This window comes from Amycolatopsis silviterrae, assembly GCF_042684085.1.
Lineage (GTDB): Bacteria > Actinomycetota > Actinomycetes > Mycobacteriales > Pseudonocardiaceae > Amycolatopsis > Amycolatopsis silviterrae.
The window spans coordinates 23,833-45,925 of record NZ_JBHUKS010000042.1 but is presented as its reverse complement, the minus strand read 5'-3'; the positions used below and the strand labels follow the sequence as shown (position 1 = coordinate 45,925).

Here is a 22,093-nt window from a genome sequence, read left to right as displayed (position 1 = left end):
ACCGTGGACGACGGGCGCTTGCGCGGCGACGGCCGGCTCGGTGACGAGCACACCGGAGGCTGGGGCGATCGGGACCAGAGCCGGGAGGACTGGAAGTCCTTCCGGGACCGGGTCGACCGCGAATGGCGTTCCAGGGACGTCCAAGCCGCGGATTCCGAGCCGGTGCGCGAACCGCCGAACTGGCTGACCGATTCCAACGCCGGGCAGCAGCCGGGCATCACCGCGGTGCCCGGGTACCGCGAGCGGCTGCTCGGCGGGCCCGGTTCGGAGCTGTTCGGCGGGGCGAGCGGACCGCTGTACGACTCGGCCGAGTTCGCCGCGTTCAGCGCCGAACGCGACGGGTCGCCGGGACCCTCGAGCTTCCCGTCGAACGGCCTGGCCGCCGCGCTGCCCGCGCAGGCGGCGGGAGAGTACGTGGACGAGCCCGCCGAGGTCGAGACCTCCGGGCTGGTCCGGCCTTACTTCCGTACCCGAGGACGCACGAAACCGACCTACGACCTCGCCATCGAGGCCCTGGTGTCGACGAGCGAGCAGGGCCGGGTGCTTGACCGCGTCCGGGTTCCGGAGCACCGGTCGATCTGCGACCTGTGCCTCGACACCCGGTCGGTCGCCGAGGTGGCCGCGCTGCTGCGGCTGCCGCTCGGCGTGGTGCGAGTGCTGATTGGTGACGTGGCGGGCCTCGGCCTGGTGCTCGTGCACACGAGCAGCAGTACGAATTCGGGCGACCGCCCCAGTATCGAGTTCATGGAAAGGGTGCTCAGTGGGCTTCGGAGAATTTGACTCCGACGCGAACACACCGCATACGGGTCCGACCTCGTCGGCCAAGATCGTGGTCGCGGGTGGGTTCGGTTCGGGCAAGACGACTATGGTCGGGGCGATCTCCGAGATCGACCCGCTGACCACCGAGGCCATGATGACCGAGGCCAGCGTGGGCCACGACGACGTGTCGGCGACGCCGAACAAGTCGACCACCACGGTGGCCATGGACTTCGGCCGGATCTCGCTCGACTCCGACCTGGTGCTGTACGTGTTCGGCACGCCGGGCCAGCACCGGTTCTGGTTCATGTGGGACGACCTCGCGGTGGGCGCGATCGGCGCGGTTGTTCTCGTCGACACGCGCCGGCTGGCCGACGCGTTCCCGTCGATCGACTTCTTCGAGAACCGGAAGCTGCCCTACGTCGTGGCGATCAACTGCTTCGACCGGTTGCTGCACCACCAGATCGAGGACGTGCGGCACGCGCTCACCATCTCGCCGTCGGTGCCGATCATGGCGTGCGACGCGCGGGAGCGGGAGTCGGCGAAGCAGGTGCTGATCTCGGTCGTGCAGCACGCGATCGCGCACGACACGGCGTTGCGGGCGGGCTAGTCCCGCCTCCGGTCCCCGCTGCCGTCTGTGAAGGAGGCGTCCGCCGACTCCCAGATTCCCGTTCCGCCCCGGCCCGGGTGCGGCCGTTGGAGTGAACTCCGCGCGCTTCACCCGCTTCGGGGAGTGGTGCCTCCGAGTGGCGCAGGCTGAGTAGTCCTGCCCGCTCGCCCTCGAGGCCGAGTGCCCCTGATCGGGGCGTCGGACCGGCGGTGACCTGCACGGACATCCCGCTGCGCACGGTGGCCGCCGCCACCACCGAGTGACCCGCGAATGCGTGGTTGTGCATGCGTTCGCGCGACGTTACATCCGGCAGACACGTACCGTGCCCGGGCACACGCTCGACACGACCGGGTGCGTGAATACGCTGGAACGACGACTTCACCGCGGCCGGGCGAGGATGACCGGAGGACGGTGAACGGGCGTCCGGCAGCGTTCGACAGCTTGGAGGGGCAGTGACCGATTCCGACCGGCCAGCGGACCAGGGCACGTTCAGCTGGCTGATCTCGGATTTCGTGCGCCGGGTCCCGGGTGCGGCGCACGCGGTGCTGGTGTCGGCCGACGGACTGATGCTGGCGCCCTCGGAGGGTTTGCCGCAGGAGCGCGCCGAGCAGCTCTCGGCGGTGGCGTCCGGGCTGATCAGCCTTACTCAGGGCGCGGCGCGGTGCTTCGAGGCGGGCGGCGTGAACCAGACCGTGGTCGAGATGGAGCGCGGGTACCTGTTCCTGATGTCGGTCTCCGACGGGTCTTGCCTCGCCGTGCTCGCCGCGCCGACGTGCGACATCGGGACGGTGGCGTACGAGATGACCCTGCTGGTGGAGCGGGTCGGCGAGCAGATCACGCCGGAGCTGCGCGCGCAGCTGCAAGGCGGCGGGGTGCTGGGGTAGCCGATGAAGATCTCGGGTTTCGGAGACCAGGACACGGGCGCCTGGGACGCCCTCCACAAAGGCACTGAGCGGGAGTCGTTCGACTCGCCGAGCCGGTACGACATGAGTTCGCTGAGCATGCGGCTGCCCCATCGGCAGCCGCGGCCCGCGCCGGCTCCGCCGCCCGCCGCTCGACGTCCGGAGCCCGCGCCTCGCCCGGCGCCCGCCCCCCGTCCGGCTCCCGCCGCTCGCCCGGCGCCCGCGCCGCGTCCGGTGCCGCAGGCGGTCGCCCCGCGCCCGGTCGCCCCGCCGCCGCCCCCTCCAGCCGCTCCGGTCGCTCCGGTCGAGGAGGAGAGCTGGGACGACGGCTACGAGTGGGTCGAGGACGGCGAGTCCGGTTACTGGGAGGAACCCCAGCCTGCCCGCTGGGAGGAGCCGCCGCCCCGCAAGCCCGCGGCGCACGACCCGTACTCGTTCGACGAGTACGCCGGTTCGCCCGGCCCGGACGACCGCGTGGTGCCGGAAGGCTCGGCGTACCAACGGGAACACGTCGAACAAGCCACCCGAAGCCGGCACGCGCTGGTCGAAGAACCCGCGCCCGCCGACCGGTACCCGTACCCCGACCCCGGCCCGGCCTCCGGAGTGTCCGAACTGGACCGGTTCTGGTCCACTGAGGAACCCGCGCAGCCGGAACCGCCCGCCCAGCCGACGAAATCGCGGGTGCGCCCGTACGCGCGCACCCGCGGCCGGACCCGCTCAGACCACAACCTCGCGCTCGAAGCACTGGTCTCCACCAGCGACGAGGGCCGCCGGTACCGCGGGGTGCGCTCGATCGAGCACCGGCGGATCTGCGATCTGTGCCTGGACACCCGGTCGGTCGCCGAGATCGCCGCGCATCTGCACCTGCCGCTCGGCGTGGTGAAGGTGCTGGTGGGCGACATGGCCGACATCGGTCTCGTCATGCTGCACCAGACCGATCTGGTGCTCGGGGATCGCTCGTCGAGGGAGTTCATGGAGCGGGTGCTGCAGGGGCTGCGCAACCTCTGACGGGACCCGGTTTCGCCCCGCTGCCCGAGCCGAGCCGCTCCGCCTCAGCCCGAAGCGCCCCAATGCCACTTTGGGTGCGCTCAACGCACCGAACGCCACATTGGGTGCATCTGACGCACCCAATGCCACATTGGGGCGCTCGACACTCTCACCGCCGCTCGGTCGCGCAGGATGCCGCTTCGGACCCGCGAATCAGTCCTCCACCAACGCCGCGGAAGTAATGCGGTGCAACGGATACCGCTCGTGGTTCGCGCCTTCCAGCACTCCACCGCCAACCCGCAGCGGACGCACCACGCGCTGGCTCGCCGTCCCGCGTGAGTCGACGAAACCGATCCACACCTCGCGCTGTTCCAGCGTCGCCTGCGACAGCAGATCCAGCGTCGCCGTCGTATCGGCTCCGCCGCCGCCCGGCGCGCGCACCGTCGAGCCGCGGCGGCGGGCCGAAGCTTGGTCTCCGGCGCGGAGGTTCGACACGATCCGCGTCGTCTGTTCGTCGGTCAGCACCGCTTGTTCGCCCGGCCGGGCGCGGGCCGCGCGGGTGCGGGCGGGCAGGCGGCGTCCGGTGGGGCGCAGGTCGACCACCCGGCCGTCCGGGCCCTCCGCGGCGGGGGCGAAACCCGCACCGCGCAAGGCTTCCAGCACTTCGGCCAGCGGGGCGGAGCTGATCAGCACCGTCGGCGCGATCAGCCGCAGGTCGTACTCCGTGGCGACCGGGTTCGCGAGTACCTCGGCGAGCAGCGCCTCGTCGTCGCAGCGCAGGAACGATCCCGCGGTGCCGCCGCGCAGCCGGCCGTGGCGGCGGGCGACGTCGTCGATCAGGTAGGTGAGGCCTTGCGGCACCGGGGTCGCCGACTTGTCGCGGAACATCGCGTGCAGTTCGTCCGCGGTCCGTCCGGTGTCGAGCGCGCGCCGCACCGACGGCTCGGTGACCCGGTAAACCGTTGCGTGGCCAGCGGATTCGACGTCCGCGACCGCTGCCATGTCCGCCGCCAGCTCTGGCTCCAGCGGGCCGGGCGCGACCACCGTCAGGTCGGCTTGCACCAGGACGTGGTCGACCGGCGCGGGCAGCGCGTCGTGCATCGCCTCGACCGCGCCGGGGCGGTCGTCCTCCAGCAACAAGCGGGTGGCGGTGGTGAGCGCGCCGAGGCCGACGAGGCCCAGTGCGGTCGCCTCGGCCATCGTCCAGCGGACGGTTTCGTCGCGCAGCCGCCCGCCCCGCCGAGGCGCGCGCCAAGCCAGCACGGCCACCAGCTCGTCCACACTTTTCACGCCCGCGCCCGGATTCAGCTTGGCCAGCGCGGAAAGCACACGATGCCGCGAAACCGGCGCGAGCGGCCGTCGCAGCTCTTCGGACAGCGGCGCGATCGGCTTGTCTTTCGCGTCCCGGCCACCGGCGAGACCGGGCAGCCGCGGCAGTTCCAGCCACGCTTGCGCGAGCGTCATCCACCGCTGCACCGACGGCGACGCGAGCCAGCTGTCGGTGAGCATGGTGGGCACGTACTCCGGAGCGGTGTTTTCGCTGTCCGCAACGAGTCCCGCGCCGACGACCAGCTCGGCCAGCAGCGTCGCGCGGGTCTCGTCGACTTCGAGATCCTTGGCGATCTTCTTCAGCTCGCGCACTCCGAGCCCGCCCGCCTTGAGCACCTGCGGCGGCGACTCCGACCACATTCGCAGCAGGGATTCCGTCTGCCGCAACAACTCCATCGCCTCGCCGGCCGCGGTTTCGTCCACAGTGTCCGTCCGATGTGGATTGACGGGCAGCTGCGGCTCGACGAGTGTGTCCGGTTCGAACGCGAGGCCGCCGCGCAGCAGCAGGCCGAGTTCGCGGGGAAGCTCGACGGTCTGATCGTCGCGGCGCAGCAGCAGGCCGCGCGCGAGGAGCTTCTGCACCGGCGTGGCCGCGTCGGACAGCCCGACGTCGAAGCTCGCGTCGCGGGTCCGGCCGATCGGCGGCCCGGCGGCCAGCGCGGTGAGCACGGCCCGTTCGTCGTCGCCGACCTCCGCCAGCCGCGCGGGGATGTCGGTGGCCGCCAGCGCGGGCGAGGGCGCGCCGAGCCCGGCCGGGAACGGCCCGAGCGCGTCGCGGGCCGCGGGCGGGAGCCGCAGCTCGTCGTCGGTGCCCCACACAAGCGCCCGCGTGCGCAGCCGGGCGAGCGGCTCGCCGACGTCGCGGCCGACCAGCGCGGTGACCGCGGACACCGGCGTCGGCTCCACGTCGGCACCGGCGACCAGCAGCGCGTCGAGCACGGCGAGCGTGAAGGTGTCGAGGTCTTCGCAGGCGCGGGCGACCGACCCCGGCGTGCCGGCGCGGGTGGCGAGCACGGTGGTGTCGGACGGCGGAGGCGTCGACAGATCGCGACGGGTGCGCAGCAGCTCGGCGAGTGCGTCGTCGGACTCCGCACGCAGCCAGTCCGCCAGAGAGGTCGCGGGCATAGACACCCAGGATACCGGGCGGGTGCGCGCGCACGAGACGCGTTCGGGCAGACTGTGGTCGAGTTTGCCGGACGAGGGCCTCGGAGGAAGCAGTGGCGAAGGGCGACAAGCAGAGCAAGGGCATCGACCCGACGTGGCCGGGCGAACCGGGCGAGCACCCGGTCACCGAGCTGTCCTCGGACCGGCAGGGGGCGCTTTCGCCGTTCGGCGACCTGGCCTTCCCGCTCGAGCAGGTGCCGTACGTGCACCCGGAGACCGAGATCAACCGCTGACCTGCGGACCGGGTTCGGGAGCGCGGCCGAAGCGGCGCCCCCGAACCTGAAGTTACTGGTCAGTCACCCGGTTGGGGTGTGGTGGCGCGGGTCACCGGACTAGATTCGACCCGTCCGAACCACTCCACCAGCGGGGAGTACGTGTCATGCCGGTTCCCGGTCCCGGGTATTCGATCACCGTCCGGGTCGAGGCCCCGGCCTCGTCCACGGCCGCGGGTGATCTCACCACCGCGGTCGGCCGCGTCGGCGGCGTGCTGACGGCGTTCGACGTCGTCGAATCGCACCCGGACACCATCGTGATCGACATCAGCGCCAACGCGCTGTCGGAAAACCACGCGCAGGACATCACCCAGGCGCTCGATTCGCTGCCGGGCGTGCGCGTGCGCAAGGTCTCGGACCGGACGTTCCTGATCCACCTCGGCGGCAAGATCGAGGTCAGCCCCAAGGTCGCGCTGCGCAACCGTGACGACCTCTCCCGCGCGTACACGCCGGGCGTCGCGCGCGTGTGCCAGGCGATCGCCGCGAACCCCGAGGACGCGCGCCGGCTGACCATCAAGCGCAACACCGTCGCGGTGCTCACCGACGGTTCCGCGGTGCTCGGCCTCGGCAACATCGGCCCGGCCGCCGCGCTGCCGGTGATGGAGGGCAAGGCGGCGCTGTTCAAGAAGTTCGCCGGCGTCGACGCGTGGCCGGTCTGCCTGGACACCCAGGACACCGAAGAGATCATCATGATCGCGAAGGCGCTCGCGCCGGTGTACGCGGGCATCAACCTGGAAGACATCGCCGCGCCGCGCTGCTTCGAGATCGAGAAGCGGCTGCGCGAGCAGTTGGACATCCCGGTCTTCCACGACGACCAGCACGGCACCGCGATCGTCGTGGTCGCCGCGCTGCGCAACGCGCTGCGGGTGGTCGGCAAGAACATCGAGGACTGCAAGATCGTGGTCAGCGGCGTCGGCGCGGCCGGTTCGGCGATCATCCGCCTGCTGCTGCGCAAGAACCCTGGCGACATCGTGGCCGCCGACATCGACGGCGTCGTCTACCCCGAGCGCGGCAACCTCGACGACAACCTGACCTGGATCGCCGAGCACACCAACAAGGACCGCAAGTCCGGCACCCTGCACGACGCGCTGGCCGGCGCGGACGTCTTCATCGGCGTTTCCGCCCCGAACCTGTTCGGCGCCGAGCAGGTCGCCACGATGAACGACGACGCGGTCGTCTTCGCGCTGGCGAACCCGGACCCGGAGATCGACCCGCTGGAGGCGCAGAAGCACGCCGCGGTCGTCGCCACCGGCCGCAGCGACTTCCCGAACCAGATCAACAACGTCCTTGCCTTCCCCGGCGTCTTCCGCGGCCTCCTCGACGCCGCCGCGCACAACATCGACGACAACATGCTGCTGGCCGCCGCCGACGCGATCGCCGACGTGGTGGACAACGGCAAGCTCAACGCGTCGTTCATCGTGCCGAGCGTGTTCGACAACGCGGTGGCCCCGGCGGTCGCGGAAGCGGTGCGCAACGCCGTCCGCGCCGAACGCGCCAGCTGACCGTCCGTGAGGGGAACCCTGAGGGAATCAGATTCCCTCAGGGTTCCCCTCACGGACTTTGGGCGAAGTTGCGCAGTAGCCTCGCCTGCGTGAGTGAACTCAGCCATGTCGACGAGTCCGGCGCTGCCCGGATGGTCGACGTTTCCGGCAAGACGGCGTCCGCGCGCACCGCGCTGGCCGGCGGGACCGTCCACACCACGGCGGAGGTCGTCGGCCTGCTTTCGGCCAACGGCCTCCCCAAGGGCGACGCGCTGGCGACCGCGCGGATCGCCGGGATCATGGGCGCCAAACGCGTGCCCGAGCTGATCCCGTTGTGCCACCAGATCGCGCTGTCCGGGGTCAAGGTGGAGTTCGAACTGGACGGTGCCGCGGTGCGCATCCGCGCGACGGCCAAGACCAAGGACGTCACCGGCGTCGAGATGGAAGCGCTTACCGCCGTCGCGGTCGCCGGGCTGACGCTGCACGACATGATCAAGGCCGTCGACCCGGCCGCGACGCTCGACAACGTCCGGCTGCTGCGCAAGGACGGCGGCAAGACCGGGACCTGGGAGCGGCCATGACCAAGACCGCGCGCGTCATCGTCGCGTCGAATCGCGCCGCGCGAGGCGTCTACGAGGACAAGACCGGCCCGGTGCTCGTCGCCTGGCTGGCCGACCGCGGCTACGACGTGCCGCCGCCGGTCGTGGTCGAGGACGGCGATCCGGTGGGCGTCGCGCTGCGGGCCGCGGTGGCCGACGGCGTGCAGGTGATCCTGACGACCGGCGGCACCGGCATCTCGCCGACCGACCGGACCCCGGACGTCACCCGCGCGGTGCTGGACTACGAGCTGCCCGGCGTCGCGGACGCGATCCGCGCGGCCGGGCTGCCGAAGGTGCCCACCGCGGTGCTGTCGCGCGGCGTGTCCGGAGTCGCGGGCCGGACCCTGGTGGTGAACCTGCCGGGGTCGAGCGGCGGCGTGAAGGACGGTCTGCGGGTGCTGACGGACATCCTCGACCACGCGGTGGACCAGCTCGCCGGTGGAGACCACCCGCGCGAGGCGGCGCCGTCCGGCCCGGCGGTCCGGATCCTGCGCGCCGACGTGAGCGATCAGCCGCTCTCGGTCGAGGAACACGCGCAGCTGGTGGAGGACGACGCGGCGGGCGCCGTGGTCACGTTCTCCGGCGTGGTCCGCGACCACGACGGCGGCAAGGGCGTGCGCGATCTGACCTACGAAGGCCACCCGACGGCCCGAGACGTGCTCGCCGAGGTGGTCAACGACCTGGCGGGGCGCTGGAAGGGCGTGCGGGCGGTGGCGGTGAGCCATCGCGTCGGCGCGCTGGCCATCGGCGACGTCGCGCTCGCCTGCGCGGTCGCCGCCGAGCACCGTGGCCAGGCGTTCACCGCGTGCGCGGAGCTGGTGGACGAGGTGAAGGCGCGGCTTCCGGTGTGGAAGCACCAGCACTTCACCGACGGCACCGACGAATGGGTCAACTCGCCCTGACCCCCCTGATCCCGCATGGCCATATCCGAAGGTCTGTGAGGGGAACCCTGAGGGAATCAGGGTCTGTGAAGGTGGCCCTCACGGACGACCACGTCCGCTGCCGCCGCTTCGCCAGGAGTCGCGCCCGGCCCTGACCCGCCTCGTGCGTGCGTAGGCCGGTGAGAACCGGCCTAGGCACGCACGAGCCTGGACACGACGAAGGGCCCCACCGCCAGGGGATTTGACGCGGTGGGGCCCTTCGGGCGTTCTGTCACAGCAGCGGCTGCGCCGGAACCAGCCTCACGAGGAGGCCAGGGTTCACTTGGTGGCGAGCTTCTGGCCGACCACGATGAAGTTCGCGTTCGACACGTACTGCTTGTTCAGGTCCTGCAGCTTCTGGTAGCCGCCCTGGACGCCGTGCTCCTTGGCGATCTTCGAGAGCGTGTCGCCGGCCTTGACGGTGTAGTCACCGTTCGGGTTGGAGTTCGCGACCAGCGCGGCAACCGGCTTGGTGACCTTCTTCGGAGTGACGCTCTTCTGCTTCGGAGCCGACTTGGTCGTGCTCTTCTTCGGGGTCGCCTTGTGCGAGGAGGCCGAGCTGCCGGCCTTCTTGCTGCACACCGGCCACGCGCCGGGGCCCTGGCCCTGCATGACGCGCTCGGCGACGGCGATCTGCTGCTCACGCGACGCGCCCTGCGGGCTGCCGGTGCCGCCGTAGGCCTTCCAAGTGCTCTGGGTGAACTGGAGGCCACCGTAGTAGCCGTTTCCGGTGTTGGTGCTCCAGTTGCCGCCGCTCTCGCACTGCGCGATGGCGTCCCAGTTGGTCGCCGACGCGGGGGTCGCGGCGATCGCGAGGGGGGCGCCGACCGCGATACCCGCGACTGCGACACGGGCGATGGTGCGGGTGGCGGCGGACATCTTGCGGTGCTTGCCTCGGTAAGACATCTGAAAACTTCTCGATTCCTGCGCCTACGAGCACGATGCTGCGGGTCGGGTTGGGAGCCCGTCCGCCCGTTGCCGGGCGGCTGACGCGGACGTCGCACGACGCGCCGTCTTCGTCCCCTCGTCTCTGTCCGGAAATGCTTTCGCTCGGGGTATGGGTCCGGGGATCCGTTGGACAGAGCTGGGCGCTACGGATTCCCGGTGTTGCTTGGTCGGTCGGGGCCAACCGAAAAGCGACGGTACGTAATTCCGAGCGTGATCGGAAATCATTCGGGCTGTGACCTACGTCACAGTAACGGCACGCAACCTGTCTCGATCCGCTTGTTTGCGCTGGTCAGCGCGTCGTTATCTGGCCGTTTTCTTGCCGAGATATTTGACGGATCGTGAGGCTTGGGTCACGTCGATAACGCGTCAAGGGTCCATTCGCAGCACATAAGGCGGGGCACCCTAAACCACTCGTCAACTGCTGGCCACTGCCCGCGGAGTGGTTCTTTGAGCTGCGCAAATACGCCGTGAGCGAAACACTTCGGAGAGTAGGGATAAAGAGTAATGACCGCTCAGCGCGCCAGTGCCGCCATTCGCCGTGGTCCGGACCAATCGGCCGGAAGCGGCGGCTGCGCCGGACAGCGGCGCGCTCAGCCGGGCGAACGAGGGGTTTCCGGCGGGTCATCCGCCGGCGAACGGCGGGAGGACGTCCAGGTGGGAGCCGTCACTGAGCGCGCGGCCGCGATCGCGTACCGCCACCTCGTTGACCAGGAAGCTCGCCGCGTCGAGAACGCGGGAAAGTTGCCCGGGGTGCAGCTCGCGCAGCGCCTGGACGGCATCGGCCACGGTCGCGCCCGCCGTCAGCTCCACCTTCTCCTCTTCGGTGCCCGCCGCGGCCCGCGCCGAGGCGAAGTACCGGACGACGACTGTCACCGGGGAAGCGGGCACAGAAGAAGAGGTCATGGCTTAACCGCCGATCGCGCTCATCGGCCGGATCGGCTGCGCGAAGCCGGCCTCGTTGATCTCGTGGCCCGCGAGCTTGCGCCACATCGTGTCGCGCCACGCGTCCGCCACCTCTTTATCGCGCGCGCCCGCGCGCACGAGGGAACGCAGGTCCGTCTCGTCGTTCGAGAAGAGACAGGAGCGGACGGCTCCGTCGGCGGTCAGCCGGGTGCGCTCGCAGGCGGAGCAGAACGGCCTGGTTACCGACGCGATCACGCCGACGTCGCCCGGTCCGCCGTCGACCAGCCAGCGCTCGGCGGGCGCACCGCCGCGCGGGGCCGGGAACGGGCTGAGCGTGAAGGCCTCGCCGAGCATCGCGAGGATTTCCTCGGCGGTGATCATGTCGCGGCGGTTCCAGCCGTGCTGCGCGTCCAGCGGCATCTGCTCGATGAACCGCAGGTGGTAGCCCTCTTCCAGGCAGAACCGCAGCAGCGGCACCGCCTCGTGCTCGTTGTATCCGCGCATCAGCACCGAGTTGATCTTCACCGGCGACAGCCCGGCGTCGCGGGCGGCGGCGAGGCCGGCCAGCACGTGCGGCAGCCGGTCGCGGCGGGTCAGCTCGGCGAAGCGCTCGCGGTCGATGGTGTCCAGCGACACGTTGATCCGGTCGAGGCCGGCCGAGACGAGGCCGGGGGCGCGCTTGGCCAGCCCGATCCCGTTGGTGGTCATGGAGACCCGGGGACGCGGGTCGAGCGCGGTGATCCGCTCGACGATGTTCTCCAGTCCCGGGCGCAGCAGCGGTTCGCCGCCGGTGAGCCGGATGTCGGTGACGCCGAGCATTTCCACCGCGATCCGCATGAGCCGGACCAGCTCGTCGTCGGTGAGCACCTGGTCGCTGGGCATCCAGTCGAGGCCCTCGGCGGGCATGCAGTACGTGCAGCGGAGATTGCACCGGTCAGTGAGGGAGACCCGCAGGTCAGTCGCGACGCGGCCGAAGGAATCGACGAGACCGGGGTGCTCGGGCCGGGGCGTGCCGGACGGGCCTCGGTTGCTGGGGACGCGAGGAAACCCGAGATGTACTGCCGTCATTGTGTTCAGGATAGCTTGCGCGAGCAGGAAAGGCAGTCTTGCGCAAAACGTGGAAACCACCCTCGGTTCCGATGTGGAGGCACTCGGTGAGCACCGGAGAGACGAATAGTGAGCTGACTCACTTCGTGGCGCTGGCGGCGCAACTGCGCACGCACACCGTCCTCCGGCACGCGCGCGACGCCGCCCGCGAGGGGCTCTCGGCGACCGAACTGCAGGCGCTCGAACTCGCCGGGCAAACCGCGGATTCCCTTACCCCGGGCCGGATCGGGCAGCTCACCGGCCTGTCGACGGGTGCGGTGACCGGTGTGCTCGACCGGCTGGAGAAGTCCGGTCTGGTGCTCCGCGAACGCGACCGGGCCGATCGCCGGAAGGTGCTCGTGACGATCACCGCGGCCGGTCGCGAACGGCTCGGCGCGATCTCCGGACGGGCCGCCGAGGGGCTCGCCGGGGTGCTCGCGGAGTTCACTTCCGCAGAACGGAAAGTCATCGGGCGTTATCAGTTCGCAATGCTCGAAGCGTTACGCGAAAACGCGCACCCCGCATAGCTTTTCCGCATCTGCGGGGATAATGTTCCGGGCATGCCGCAATTTCGGTTGTCCGAGGCCGCTCGGCTGCTCGGCGTAAGCGACGACACCGTTCGCCGGTGGGTACGCGCGGGTCAATTGACCGCGACCGACGACGCCGCGGGCCGCAAGGTCGTCGACGGCGCGCAGCTCGCCGGGTTCGCCAGGGCGCAAGCCAGCGAGCCGGACGATCCGTCGGCGGTCGGCCGCTCCGCCCGCAACCGCTTCGTCGGGCTGGTCACCGAGGTCGTCGCCGACAAGGTGATGGCGCAGGTCGAACTGCAGTGCGGGGCGCACCGAGTGGTGTCACTCATGAGCACCGAGGCGGTCCGCGAACTCGGGCTGCGCCCGGGCGTGCTCGCGGTCGCCGTGGTCAAGGCGACCACCGTCGTGGTGGAAACCCCGGAAGGATCCAGATGAAGAAGCTCGCCATCGCCGTCGCCGGAACCGCGGCGATCGCGCTGTTCGCCGGTGCCTGCAGCTCCAGCGACCAGCCCAGCGCTAACCCGGGTGCGGGTTCCGCGTCCGCGCCCGCCCCTGGCGGCGGCACGCTGACCGTCTTCGCCGCCGCGTCGCTCACCGAGTCGTTCAACGTGCTGGGCAAGCAGTTCGAGGCCGCGCACCCGGGCGTCAAGGTCACCTTCGACTACGAGGGCTCCTCGTCGCTCGTGCAGAAGCTGGACAACGGGGCCAAAGCCGACGTGTTCGCCTCGGCCGACCAGAAGAACATGGACAAGGCCGTGCAGGACGGCGTGATCGACGGCCAGCCGGCGGTGTTCGCCACCAACAAGCTCGCGATCGCCGTGGCGAAGGGGAATCCGAAGGGCATCAAGACCTTCGCCGACCTGACCAAGCCCGGCCTGAACGTGGTGGTGTGCGCGGAGCAGGTGCCGTGCGGCGCGGCCACGAAGAAGATCGAGCAGGGCACCGGCACGGCGCTCAAGCCGGTGAGCGAGGAGACGAACGTCAAGCAGGTGCTGGCCAAGGTCCAGTCGGGCGACGCCGACGCCGGCCTGGTGTACGTCACCGACGCGACGTCGGCGGCGGGCAAAGTGGATAAGGTCGACTTCGCGGAGTCCTCGGGCGCGGTGAACCAGTACCCGATCGCGCTGGTGAAGAACGCTCCGCAGGCGGCGCTGGCGAAGCAGTTCAGCGACTTCATCCTCGGCACCGAAGGCAAGGCCGAACTGGCCAAGATCGGGTTTGGCCCTGGCAAGTAGGGCGCGCTCGGGCGCGGCGGCCGAGACCCGGCCGCCGCACGCCCGGGTGCCCCTGATCCTCTGGTTCCCCGCCGTCGCCGCGCTCGCGCTCGTGGTGCTGCCGGTCGTCGGCCTTCTCGTCCGGTCCGACCTGTCCCGGCTGCCGTCACTGCTGGTGACGCCCTCGTCTCTGAACGCGCTCCGGCTGTCCCTGGTGACCGCCGCACTGTCCACAGTGGCCTGTGTGCTGCTCGGCGTTCCGCTGGCGATCGTGCTGGCCCGCTCCCGGGTGCCGGGCGTGCGGATGCTGCGCTCGATCGTGCTGCTGCCGCTCGTGCTGCCCCCGGTGGTCGGCGGCCTTGCCCTGCTGTACCTGCTGGGCCGCAAGGGTTTTCTCGGCATCTTGATCAACTGGCTGACCGGTGAGCAGGTGCCGTTCACGACGGCTGCGGTGGTGATCGCGCAGACGTTCGTGGCGATGCCGTTCCTCGTCGTCAGCCTGGAGGGCGCGCTGCGCGGCTCCGGCGACCGCTACGAACAGGTCGCCTCGACGCTCGGCGCGCGCCCGTGGACGGTGTTCCGCCGGGTGACGCTGCCGTTGCTGCTTCCCGCGCTGGGCTCCGGCGTGGTGCTGAGCTTCGCTCGCGCGCTGGGGGAGTTCGGCGCGACCATCACGTTCGCGGGCAGTCTGGAAGGCGTGACCCGGACGCTGCCGCTCGAGGTCTACACGCAGGCCGAAGTGGACATCGACAGCGCGGTCGCGCTCGCGTTGCTGCTCATCGTGGTCGCGATCCTGGTCATCGCGGTCGCGCGGCCGCGGTCGTGGGAAGGCGGGCTGCGGTGACGCTCTCCGCACGGCTCGCGCTGACCCGCGGCGAGTTCTCGCTCGACGTCGAGTTCACCGTGCCCGGCGGCACCGTGCTCGCGCTGCTCGGCCCGAACGGCTCCGGCAAGTCCACGGTGCTCGGCAGCCTCGCCGGTCTGCTGCCGGTGTCCTCGGCCGACCTGACGCTCGCCGACCGGCGGCTGGCCGGGAACGGCGTCGACTTGCCGCCGCACGCACGGCGGATCGGCCTGCTGTCCCAGGACGCGTTGCTGTTCCCGCATCTGTCCGCAATGGACAATGTCGCCTTCTCGCCGCGCTCGACGGGTGCCAGCCGGGCTGAAGCCCGGGAGATCGCCTCGCGATGGCTGGCCGAGGTGGATGCGGCGGAGTTCGCTCATCGGCGGCCGAGCCAGCTGTCCGGCGGGCAGCAGCAACGGGTGGCGATCGCGCGAGCGCTGGCGTCCGCGCCGGATTTGCTGCTGCTGGACGAACCGTTCGCCGCGCTCGATGTGGACTCGGCCCCGGCGATCCGCGGCCTGCTGCGCCGAGTGCTGCGCGACGGCCCGACCACCGTACTGGTCACGCACGATCCGTTGGACGCCTTGGCCTTGGCCGACCACGTCGCGGTGATGGCCGGCGGCCGGATCGTCGAACGCGGCGCGACCCGTGAGGTGCTCGCGGCGCCGCGGACGGCGTTCACCGCGCGGATCGCCGGGTTGAACCTGGTGTCCGGAGTGGCGGTGCCGGACGGATTGCGCGTGCCGTCCGGCGAAGTGGTGGCGGGCTTGCTGACCCCGGACACGGTGCTGGACGAGGCGGCGGTCGCGGTGTTCGAGCCGAACGCCGTCGCCGTCTATCCGCACGACGGCGACCACCGGGGCAGCCCGCGCAACACGACCGACGCCGTTGTCGCCGCGCTGGAACCGCACGGGCCGGTGATCCGCGTGCGGGCTTCCGGCGCCGGATGGGCGCACGGCCTGACCGCCGACCTCACCCCGGCGGCCGTCGCCGAACTGGAGCTGGAGCCCGGTTCGGCGGTGACGCTGTCGGTGAAGGCCGCGACCGTGGCGGTACACCCGGCCGCGGCCTCCTGACCCGAGCGCCCCTGCTGACCCGGGCCCGTGCCGCCCCAATGTGGCATTGGGTGCGTGGGACGCACCGAACGCCACATTGGGTGCGTCAGATGCACCCAATGTGGCATTGGGGCGCTCGTCCCCCCTGGTCAGCCCTCGTGGTGGTGGCCGCCGGGGTGGACGTGGAACTTCGCCACCTCCGGCGGGTGCACGACGAACGGCCGCATCATGCCCTCGTCCTCGTGGTCGAGGATGTGGCAGTGGTACATGAACTGGCCGGTGCCACCGCTGAACTGCCCGGCGACGCTCACCCACTGGCCGGGGTTCACGATGATCGTGTCCTTCCAGCCTTCCTCGTACTTCTCCAGCGGAACGTCGGTGAAGCCGTCGATCGGCGCGGTGGTGCGTTCGGTCGCCGAGTCGAAGGTCGAGGTGAACTTGCGCCGGAAGAGCGCCTGGAACTCGGTCAGGTGAATGTGGAACGGGTGCGGGGGCCCGCCGACGTGCAGGATGTTCCACACCGCCCATTTGTCGTGGTTGATGAAGATGCCGGTGGTGTCGTCGAAGATCCGGCCGATCATCTTGAACGTCTTCAGCCCGCCCGCCGGGTCCTTGACCTGGATGATCCCCTTGCCGCCGGGGTCGTGCTCGACCTGTTCGAGGTCCCACATCTCCGGGTGCCCGCTGGCGTTGAGCAGCAGCGCGACCCAGACGTGGTCATGGTCCTTGGGCAGCGTCGAACCGTGCTTGATCCGGACGTAGGACGTCGAGAGCTTTTCGGGCAGCTCGAAGGAATCGTGCTTCGGACGGCCGTCCACCCGGAACTCCATGACGTCCGGTTCGACCCCGCCCAGCCGCGGATCGGCGTTGCGCAGCTTGAGTTTCTTCCCCCGGAACCGGCTGAAGTCGATCAGCAGGTCGAACCGTTCGGCGGGCGCGACGGCCAGCCCGCCGGACGGCAGCTCCGCGGGAGCGGGCAGCAGGCCGCCGTCGGTGCCGATCAGGCGGACCGCCTCGTTATGCGGCACGTTGTTCTCGTCGACGAGGTTCAGCGTGTAGAACCGCGCGTTGGAGGCGTTGAGCAGCCGGAAGCGGTACCACCGCGCGGACACGTCGAGGTGCGGCCAGATCATGCCGTTGACCAGCGTGAACGGGCCGGTGAACGGGAGCATCGGCCCGTTCGGCACGTACGGGAACTTGTACAGCAGCTGTCCGGTGAAGCGGCCGTCCGGACCGGTGTCGAGGTTGCGGTCGGCGATGATCAGCGGGATCTCCCGGTCGCCGCGCGGCAGGCCGAGCGAGTCCTCCTCCTCGTCACGGATCAGGTACATGCCCGCCAGGCCCGTGTGGACGTTGAAGCGGGTGATCGCCATGGCGTGGTCGTGGTACCAGAGCGGCATCGCCTGCTGCCGGTTCTGGTACTCGGTGAGCTGCGAAGTCCCGCTGAGACCCGCGTTGTGCGCCCAGCCGTCGTTGCCCGCGTTGGTGCGGGCGCCGTGGAGGTGCACGACGGTCCAGGCGGGCAGGTCCGCTACGCCGTCGACGATCTTGTAGCCGTCCTTGTGGAGTTCGCGGCCGGGCCTGCTGGCCGGGTTGTCGTCCGCCGGGCCCTGAACGGCGACCAGCGGGAACGGGCCCTCTATTTCGTTCGACCACGAAATTCGTAGCTGTTTACCGCTGCGCACTTCGATTGTCGGCCCCGGGAATTGTCCCGCATAGGTCCACAATGGAGTCGGCGGCAATTGCGAGTGCAGCTGCTGCTGCTTCGCCACCATCGGAATGGTGATCATGTCTTGCCCCCACCACGGCGGCCGCAGCACCGGCGGAACCGGCAACGGGTCGAGGAACTTGGTAAGTCCCCAGGTGGGATCGGCGATCGGGCCCGCGGTGGACGGGCGGTCGACGATTTCGGTCATCAGGTTATCCCCCTTCAATGCAAGGGGCGCGAAGAATTACGCAACGGCGATTACACCGGTGCTTACTAAACAGATTCCCCCGAGCCCCCTCGGTAACCGGAAGCGCGACTCCCCTCGCGTTACCGGCAATTTCCACTGTAGCCGTTTTCGTCGTATGCCGCAGGTGCCTCGCGCGCGTGATAGGTTTTCGCGCATGAGCGAAGGCCGGTGGACGTATCTCTCCGACATGGACGGCGTGCTGGTCAAGGAGGAGCATCTCGTCCCGGGGGCGGACGAGTTCCTCGCCGAACTGCGGGCCAACGAGATCGACTTTTTAGTGCTCACCAATAACTCCATCTACACCCCGCGGGACCTGCGCGCGCGGCTGCTGCGCACTGGTCTGGACATCCCCGAGGAGTCCATCTGGACCTCGGCGCTGGCCACCGCGAAGTTCCTCGCCTCGCAGCGGCCGAACGGCTCGGCGTTCGTGATCGGCGAGGCCGGGCTCACCACCGCGCTGCACGAGGTCGGCTACGTGCTGACCGAACGCGATCCGGATTACGTCGTGCTCGGCGAGACCCGCACGTACAGTTTCAGCGCGATCACGCGCGCGATCCGGCTGATCGAGGGCGGCGCGAAGTTCATCGCGACCAACCCGGACGCCACCGGCCCGAGCATTGAGGGCTCGATGCCCGCCACCGGCTCGGTCGCGGCGCTGATCGAGAAGGCCACCGGCCGCTCGCCCTATTACGTCGGCAAGCCGAACCCGCTGATGATGCGCTCGGCGCTGCGCCGGCTGGGCGCGCATTCGGAGTCGACGCTCATGATCGGCGACCGGATGGACACCGACGTGCACTCCGGGATCGAGGCCGGGCTGCAGACCATCCTGGTGCTCACCGGCATCTCGAACGAGGAATCGGTGGAGAACTACCCGTACCGGCCGACGAAGGTGCTCGGCTCGATCGCCGACCTGATCGGGCGAACGCTCGACCCGTTCGGCGAAGGCTGACCGCCCACCGCCCGGGAACAGGGCATATCGTCGAACAATGAGCGTCTATGTGGTGGGCGACGTCCACGGGCACCGGGACGCCCTGGTTGACGCACTGCGCGCCGAGGGCTTGGTCGACAGCGACGGCAACTGGGCCGGCGTCGCCGACCGGCTGTGGTTCCTCGGCGACTTCACCGACCGCGGCCCGGACGGCGTCGGCGTCATCGACCTCGTGCGCGACCTGCAGGAGCAGGCGGCCGAGGCGGGCGGATCGGTGCAGATGCTGCTCGGCAACCACGAGATCCTGCTGCTGGGGATGTACCACTTCGGCGACCGCCCGGTGCCGTCCGACTTCGGCCCGCGCAGTTTCGCGCGCAGCTGGGAGATCAACGGCGGCCTGCTGTCGGACCAGGACCGGCTCACCCCCGAGCACATCGAGTGGCTCACCGAACGCCCGCTGGTCGCGGTCGACGAAGACCACCTGCTGCTGCACTCGGACACCCTCGAGTACCTCGACTGGGGCGAGGACCTCGACGGGATCAACGCCACCGCGCACGACATCCTGTCCGGCAGCAACATCGAGGCCTGGTGGGACGTGTGGCGCCGGATGACCACCCGGTACGCCTTCCGCGGCCCGGACGGCGAGGAAAACGCCGACCGGCTGCTGGACGCACTGGGCGGCTCACGGATCGTCCACGGGCACAGCGTGATCGCCGACCAGCTGGGCATCCACCCGACGCAGATCGAAGGCCCGTACCTCTACGCCGGCGGCAAGGCGCTGGGCATCGACGGCGGGCTGTTCGTCGGCGGGCCGTGCCTCGTGGTGAAGCTGCCGTTCGAGCCGGAGGATTAGTCCGCCGGGGCGTAACGCAGTTCGAGGATCCCGGACGGGAAGGCGGTGCTTTTCACCAGCCGCAGCCGCCGGGCCTCGTCCAGCTCCGGGAAGAGTGCCGCGCCCTTGCCGGTGACGGCGGGGAGCACCCAGAGCCGGTACTCGTCGACGACGCCGAGCTTGATCAGCGAGTGCAGGAACGCGGTACCGCCCGCGGCGACGAGGTCCTTGCCGGGTTCGGCCTTGAGCTTGGCTATCTCTTCGGCGAGGTCGCCGCTGGCGATCCGGGTCTCGGGCCAGTCGGCGGTGGCGAGGGTCTTGGAGAAGACGACCTTCGGGATCTCGTTCATCGCCTTGGCCGAGGGGTGGTCGGAGGTGGGCCAGAAGCCTGCCATGGCCTCGTAAGTGTTGCGGCCCATGAGGAAGGCATCAGCCTCCCATAGCCGGTCGACGAAGTATCTCTCCTGCTCGGGGTCGTCGGTCGTCATCATGATGTCCCGGATGCCGTTGTCGGCGTCGGCGCTCTTGCCGTCCAGTGAGACGTAGAAACCCAGGATCAGCTTGCGTGCGTTCGTCATGCGGCATAGCTTGCGACCGATGGTTCGGCTTGTCAAGACAAAAATATTTGTCGGTAGGCGGGCCGATGCGGCGGGCGCGGGGTTTGGCCGTCCGTGAGGGGAACCTTCACAGACTCTGATTCCCTCAGGGTTCCCTTCACGGACCTTCGGATAGGCCATGCGGGCGTCAATGATCCAGCAGGCGTGGGGCCACCCAGCTTGGGTTCCGGGCGTGGGGGCTCAGCCCGCAAGTCCCCCTCAGGCGTCCACGATCTCCTTGCCAAGCGGCATCAGCGAGATCGGGATCATCTTGAAGTTCGCCAGCCCCAGCGGAATGCCGATGATCGTGATGCACTGCAGCACCCCGGTGACGAGATGGCCGATGCTGAGCCACAGCCCGGCGACCAGGAACCAGATCACGTTGCCCACGAACGAACCGACCCCGGCCTCACGCCGGTCGACGACGGTCCGGCCGAACGGCCACAGCGCGTAGTTCGCGATCCGGAACGACGCGATGCCGAACGGGATCGTGACGATCAGGACGCAGCAGATGACTCCGGCCAGCAGGTAGCCCAGCGCCATCCAGAAACCGGCGAGGACGAGCCAGATCACGTTCAGGATCAGTCGCATCAGACGTACAGCTCCCCGCTCGCCACGGTGACGGCCTGTCCGCGCAGCAGCACGCGGTCGTCGCGGATTTCGGTGCGCACGGTGCCTCCTCTTGCCGAGATTTGCTGTCCGACGAGCGTGGTTTCGCCCAGCTGCGCAGCCCAGTACGGGGCCAGCGAGCAGTGGGCGGATCCGGTGACGGGATCCTCGTCGACGCCTACGCCGGGCCCGAAGAACCGGCTGACGAAATCGTCGCCGCGTGCGGTGATGATGAGCCGTCCGGTCCAGGTGTCGAGGAGGGCGGCGAGGTCTGGCTGGGCGTTCTGGACGGCTTCGACGCTGTCGAGCACCGCGAAGAGGTTCTCGCGGGTCCGTCCGGCGAACTTCACGGGCGCGTCGAGGATGTGCGAGAGGTTCTCGTCGGTCTCGACGGGCGGGTCGGCGGGGAAGTCCATGTCGATCCAGCCGTCGGCCTTGGTGCAGGTGAGCTGGCCGCTGAGGGTGTCGTAAACCTGGTGTCCGCCAAGCACATGCGTGACCGCGATGGTGGCGTGCCCGCAGAGCGAGACCTCGTCGGTCGGGGTGAACCAGCGGAGCGACTTCGCGCCCTCGCCGGAGTTGACGACGAAGGCGGTCTCGGAGTGCTTCATCTCGGCCGCGACTTGCTGCATCCATCTCGCGTCAGCGGGCCGGTCGAGCACGACGACGCCCGCCGGATTGCCGGCGAAGGCCTGGTCGGTGAAGGCGTCGACTAGATGGAAATCCATGAGGCCGATCCTGCCCGGCGGAGCGGGCGAGGGCATCGGGGATTAGCCCTGAATTCTCAGCGCACGCCCTCTTCGATCGTCTCCAGCAGCCATTTCCGCAGGTGTGCTCCGGTAGACGGGGTGAAGTGCAGCCGGAACCCGCCGTCGGAAAGCGGTTCCGAGAACGTCAGGTACCGCCCGCCGTCGGTGTCCACGAACGTCGCCGTCGAGACCGGGCGCAGCGTGCCTTGTCCTGGCCGCATAGAGAGTTCCACGGTTCCGTGCCGGTGCAACGGCCACTGCGAGTACCCCGCCAGCGCGTCGAGGTCCCGGCGGGAGGGCGCGGGAGCCTCGGCGTCGCGTTTCGGCGGCGGTGCCTGGGTGATCGCCACCGGGGACACCGGCAGCGCCGGATACGGCGGGAACATGCTCAGCACCAGGTCCACCAGCCGCTCGGGCCGGACCTGGCGGAAGCGCAGCCCGTCGTCGGCCTGTTCGGAGAACACGCCGAGCCCCTCGCCGATGCACGCGCGGTACAGCACGGTCCCGGACGGCAGTTCGGCCGCGCGCACGATGATCAGCACATCCGGCCGCGTCCAGGCGCGCAGAGTCGCTTCGACGTCACGGTCGAGTTTCTCCGCGTCGGCGAGGCCCCGGCCGCGCAGCGCGGTCCAGGCTTCCTCGGCCAGCCGGTTGTGCTCGGTCATCGTCGCGCCCGCGCTGCGGATCTCGAACGGATGCCACGACGCGGGCAGTCCGGTGCGCCGCACGGCCACGTCGGTCTCGGTCCAGCCCAGGGAGAATTCCTCTGGCAACGTCCCAGTCCCCTCGTGCGCGATACAACCCGCACCGAGGGTAGCGGAACG

At 69.9% G+C, this 22,093-nt stretch carries 24 protein-coding genes; 15 read left to right on the top strand and 9 right to left on the bottom strand.

Going from position 1 to position 22,093, the window contains the following annotated elements; translation table 11 throughout:
* Positions 1–3: 3 nt before the first annotated feature.
* From ACFSVL_RS46290 to ACFSVL_RS46645, 4 genes are all read left to right on the top strand, one after another.
* Positions 4–780, top strand: coding sequence for a DUF742 domain-containing protein (locus ACFSVL_RS46290; protein WP_378314499.1), 777 nt, complete (start codon positions 4–6; stop codon positions 778–780).
* On the top strand, positions 761–1,366 hold the full coding sequence (locus tag ACFSVL_RS46285; protein ID WP_116204130.1) for a GTP-binding protein: 606 nt from the start codon (positions 761–763) through the stop codon (positions 1,364–1,366). Before ACFSVL_RS46290 ends, ACFSVL_RS46285 begins: the two co-directional genes overlap by 20 nt.
* 452 nt (positions 1,367–1,818) lie before the next feature.
* Positions 1,819–2,250, top strand: a complete 432-nt coding sequence (locus ACFSVL_RS46280) for a roadblock/LC7 domain-containing protein (RefSeq protein WP_009083953.1) — start codon at positions 1,819–1,821, stop codon at positions 2,248–2,250.
* 492 nt (positions 2,251–2,742) lie between these two features.
* Positions 2,743–3,276, top strand: a complete 534-nt coding sequence (locus ACFSVL_RS46645) for a DUF742 domain-containing protein (protein ID WP_449224412.1) — start codon at positions 2,743–2,745, stop codon at positions 3,274–3,276.
* Positions 3,277–3,468: 192 nt separating this feature from the next.
* Here the strand turns inward: ACFSVL_RS46645 and ACFSVL_RS46270 are convergent, their stop codons facing one another.
* Positions 3,469–5,709 carry a helicase-associated domain-containing protein gene (locus ACFSVL_RS46270; protein WP_378314495.1) on the bottom strand — a complete coding sequence of 747 codons (2,241 nt, stop codon included), beginning with the start codon at positions 5,707–5,709 and terminating at the stop codon, positions 3,469–3,471.
* Between the two features lie 92 nt (positions 5,710–5,801).
* On the opposite strand from ACFSVL_RS46270, the gene ACFSVL_RS46265 reads away from it, so the two are divergent.
* The 4 genes from ACFSVL_RS46265 to ACFSVL_RS46250 all read left to right on the top strand — a co-directional run bounded on the left by ACFSVL_RS46265 (position 5,802) and on the right by ACFSVL_RS46250 (position 9,002).
* Positions 5,802–5,981, top strand: a complete 180-nt coding sequence (locus tag ACFSVL_RS46265) for a hypothetical protein (RefSeq protein WP_037807827.1) — start codon at positions 5,802–5,804, stop codon at positions 5,979–5,981.
* A gap of 146 nt (positions 5,982–6,127) precedes the next feature.
* The gene (locus ACFSVL_RS46260; protein WP_378314492.1) at positions 6,128–7,522 is read left to right on the top strand and encodes an NAD-dependent malic enzyme; all 1,395 of its coding nucleotides are present in this window, start codon (positions 6,128–6,130) and stop codon (positions 7,520–7,522) included.
* Between the two features lie 89 nt (positions 7,523–7,611).
* Positions 7,612–8,082: a cyclic pyranopterin monophosphate synthase MoaC gene (moaC, locus tag ACFSVL_RS46255; protein WP_378314491.1), complete on the top strand. Its 471-nt coding sequence runs from the start codon at positions 7,612–7,614 to the stop codon at positions 8,080–8,082.
* Complete coding sequence (locus tag ACFSVL_RS46250; protein WP_378314489.1) at positions 8,079–9,002, top strand: molybdenum cofactor biosynthesis protein MoaE; 924 nt, start codon at positions 8,079–8,081, stop codon at positions 9,000–9,002. Before moaC ends, ACFSVL_RS46250 begins: the two co-directional genes overlap by 4 nt.
* A 297-nt stretch (positions 9,003–9,299) precedes the next feature.
* On the opposite strand, the gene ACFSVL_RS46245 is transcribed toward ACFSVL_RS46250, so the two are convergent.
* From ACFSVL_RS46245 to moaA, 3 genes are all read right to left on the bottom strand, one after another.
* On the bottom strand, positions 9,300–9,926 hold the full coding sequence (locus tag ACFSVL_RS46245) for a LysM peptidoglycan-binding domain-containing protein (protein WP_378314487.1): 627 nt from the start codon (positions 9,924–9,926) through the stop codon (positions 9,300–9,302).
* Positions 9,927–10,589: 663 nt separating this feature from the next.
* The gene (locus tag ACFSVL_RS46240) at positions 10,590–10,871 is read right to left on the bottom strand and encodes a MoaD/ThiS family protein (protein ID WP_378314485.1); all 282 of its coding nucleotides are present in this window, start codon (positions 10,869–10,871) and stop codon (positions 10,590–10,592) included.
* A 3-nt stretch (positions 10,872–10,874) separates the two neighbouring features.
* Positions 10,875–11,939, bottom strand: coding sequence for a GTP 3',8-cyclase MoaA (gene moaA, locus ACFSVL_RS46235; RefSeq protein WP_378314483.1), 1,065 nt, complete (start codon positions 11,937–11,939; stop codon positions 10,875–10,877).
* Between the two features lie 86 nt (positions 11,940–12,025).
* On the opposite strand from moaA, the gene ACFSVL_RS46230 reads away from it, so the two are divergent.
* From ACFSVL_RS46230 to ACFSVL_RS46210, 5 genes are read left to right on the top strand one after another with little or no spacing between them, the layout of a single operon-like run.
* Positions 12,026–12,484: a MarR family winged helix-turn-helix transcriptional regulator gene (locus tag ACFSVL_RS46230; protein WP_378314481.1), complete on the top strand. Its 459-nt coding sequence runs from the start codon at positions 12,026–12,028 to the stop codon at positions 12,482–12,484.
* A 33-nt stretch (positions 12,485–12,517) separates the two neighbouring features.
* Positions 12,518–12,922: a TOBE domain-containing protein gene (locus ACFSVL_RS46225; RefSeq protein ID WP_009083933.1), complete on the top strand. Its 405-nt coding sequence runs from the start codon at positions 12,518–12,520 to the stop codon at positions 12,920–12,922.
* On the top strand, positions 12,919–13,722 hold the full coding sequence (gene modA, locus ACFSVL_RS46220) for a molybdate ABC transporter substrate-binding protein (protein WP_378314479.1): 804 nt from the start codon (positions 12,919–12,921) through the stop codon (positions 13,720–13,722). The genes ACFSVL_RS46225 and modA overlap by 4 nt, the downstream gene beginning before the upstream one ends.
* A 55-nt stretch (positions 13,723–13,777) precedes the next feature.
* A complete protein-coding gene (locus ACFSVL_RS46215; protein ID WP_378314598.1) occupies positions 13,778–14,545 on the top strand; it encodes an ABC transporter permease in 768 nt (255 codons plus the stop codon).
* Positions 14,542–15,621 carry a sulfate/molybdate ABC transporter ATP-binding protein gene (locus ACFSVL_RS46210; RefSeq protein ID WP_378314477.1) on the top strand — a complete coding sequence of 360 codons (1,080 nt, stop codon included), beginning with the start codon at positions 14,542–14,544 and terminating at the stop codon, positions 15,619–15,621. The genes ACFSVL_RS46215 and ACFSVL_RS46210 overlap by 4 nt, the downstream gene beginning before the upstream one ends.
* 128 nt (positions 15,622–15,749) lie before the next feature.
* Here ACFSVL_RS46210 and ACFSVL_RS46205 read toward each other — a convergent pair whose 3' ends face one another.
* Positions 15,750–17,516, bottom strand: coding sequence for a multicopper oxidase domain-containing protein (locus tag ACFSVL_RS46205; protein ID WP_378314475.1), 1,767 nt, complete (start codon positions 17,514–17,516; stop codon positions 15,750–15,752).
* Positions 17,517–17,709: 193 nt separating this feature from the next.
* Here ACFSVL_RS46205 and ACFSVL_RS46200 point away from each other — a divergent pair, with 193 nt between their 5' ends.
* Together ACFSVL_RS46200 and ACFSVL_RS46195 are read left to right on the top strand one after the other, a co-directional pair.
* Complete coding sequence (locus ACFSVL_RS46200; protein ID WP_378314473.1) at positions 17,710–18,504, top strand: HAD-IIA family hydrolase; 795 nt, start codon at positions 17,710–17,712, stop codon at positions 18,502–18,504.
* Between the two features lie 37 nt (positions 18,505–18,541).
* A complete protein-coding gene (locus tag ACFSVL_RS46195) occupies positions 18,542–19,336 on the top strand; it encodes a metallophosphoesterase (RefSeq protein WP_378314471.1) in 795 nt (264 codons plus the stop codon).
* On the opposite strand, the gene ACFSVL_RS46190 is transcribed toward ACFSVL_RS46195, so the two are convergent.
* From ACFSVL_RS46190 to ACFSVL_RS46175, 4 genes are all read right to left on the bottom strand, one after another.
* Entirely contained in the window at positions 19,333–19,893 is a 561-nt protein-coding gene (locus tag ACFSVL_RS46190; protein WP_378314469.1) for a dihydrofolate reductase family protein, read from the bottom strand. The genes ACFSVL_RS46195 and ACFSVL_RS46190 overlap by 4 nt on opposite strands.
* A 237-nt stretch (positions 19,894–20,130) precedes the next feature.
* Complete coding sequence (locus ACFSVL_RS46185) at positions 20,131–20,502, bottom strand: YccF domain-containing protein (RefSeq protein ID WP_344264824.1); 372 nt, start codon at positions 20,500–20,502, stop codon at positions 20,131–20,133.
* The gene (locus ACFSVL_RS46180; protein ID WP_378314467.1) at positions 20,502–21,248 is read right to left on the bottom strand and encodes a PhzF family phenazine biosynthesis protein; all 747 of its coding nucleotides are present in this window, start codon (positions 21,246–21,248) and stop codon (positions 20,502–20,504) included. Before ACFSVL_RS46180 ends, ACFSVL_RS46185 begins: the two co-directional genes overlap by 1 nt.
* 56 nt (positions 21,249–21,304) lie before the next feature.
* A complete protein-coding gene (locus ACFSVL_RS46175; protein ID WP_378314465.1) occupies positions 21,305–22,042 on the bottom strand; it encodes an ESX secretion-associated protein EspG in 738 nt (245 codons plus the stop codon).
* Between the last annotated feature and the right edge of the window lie 51 nt (positions 22,043–22,093).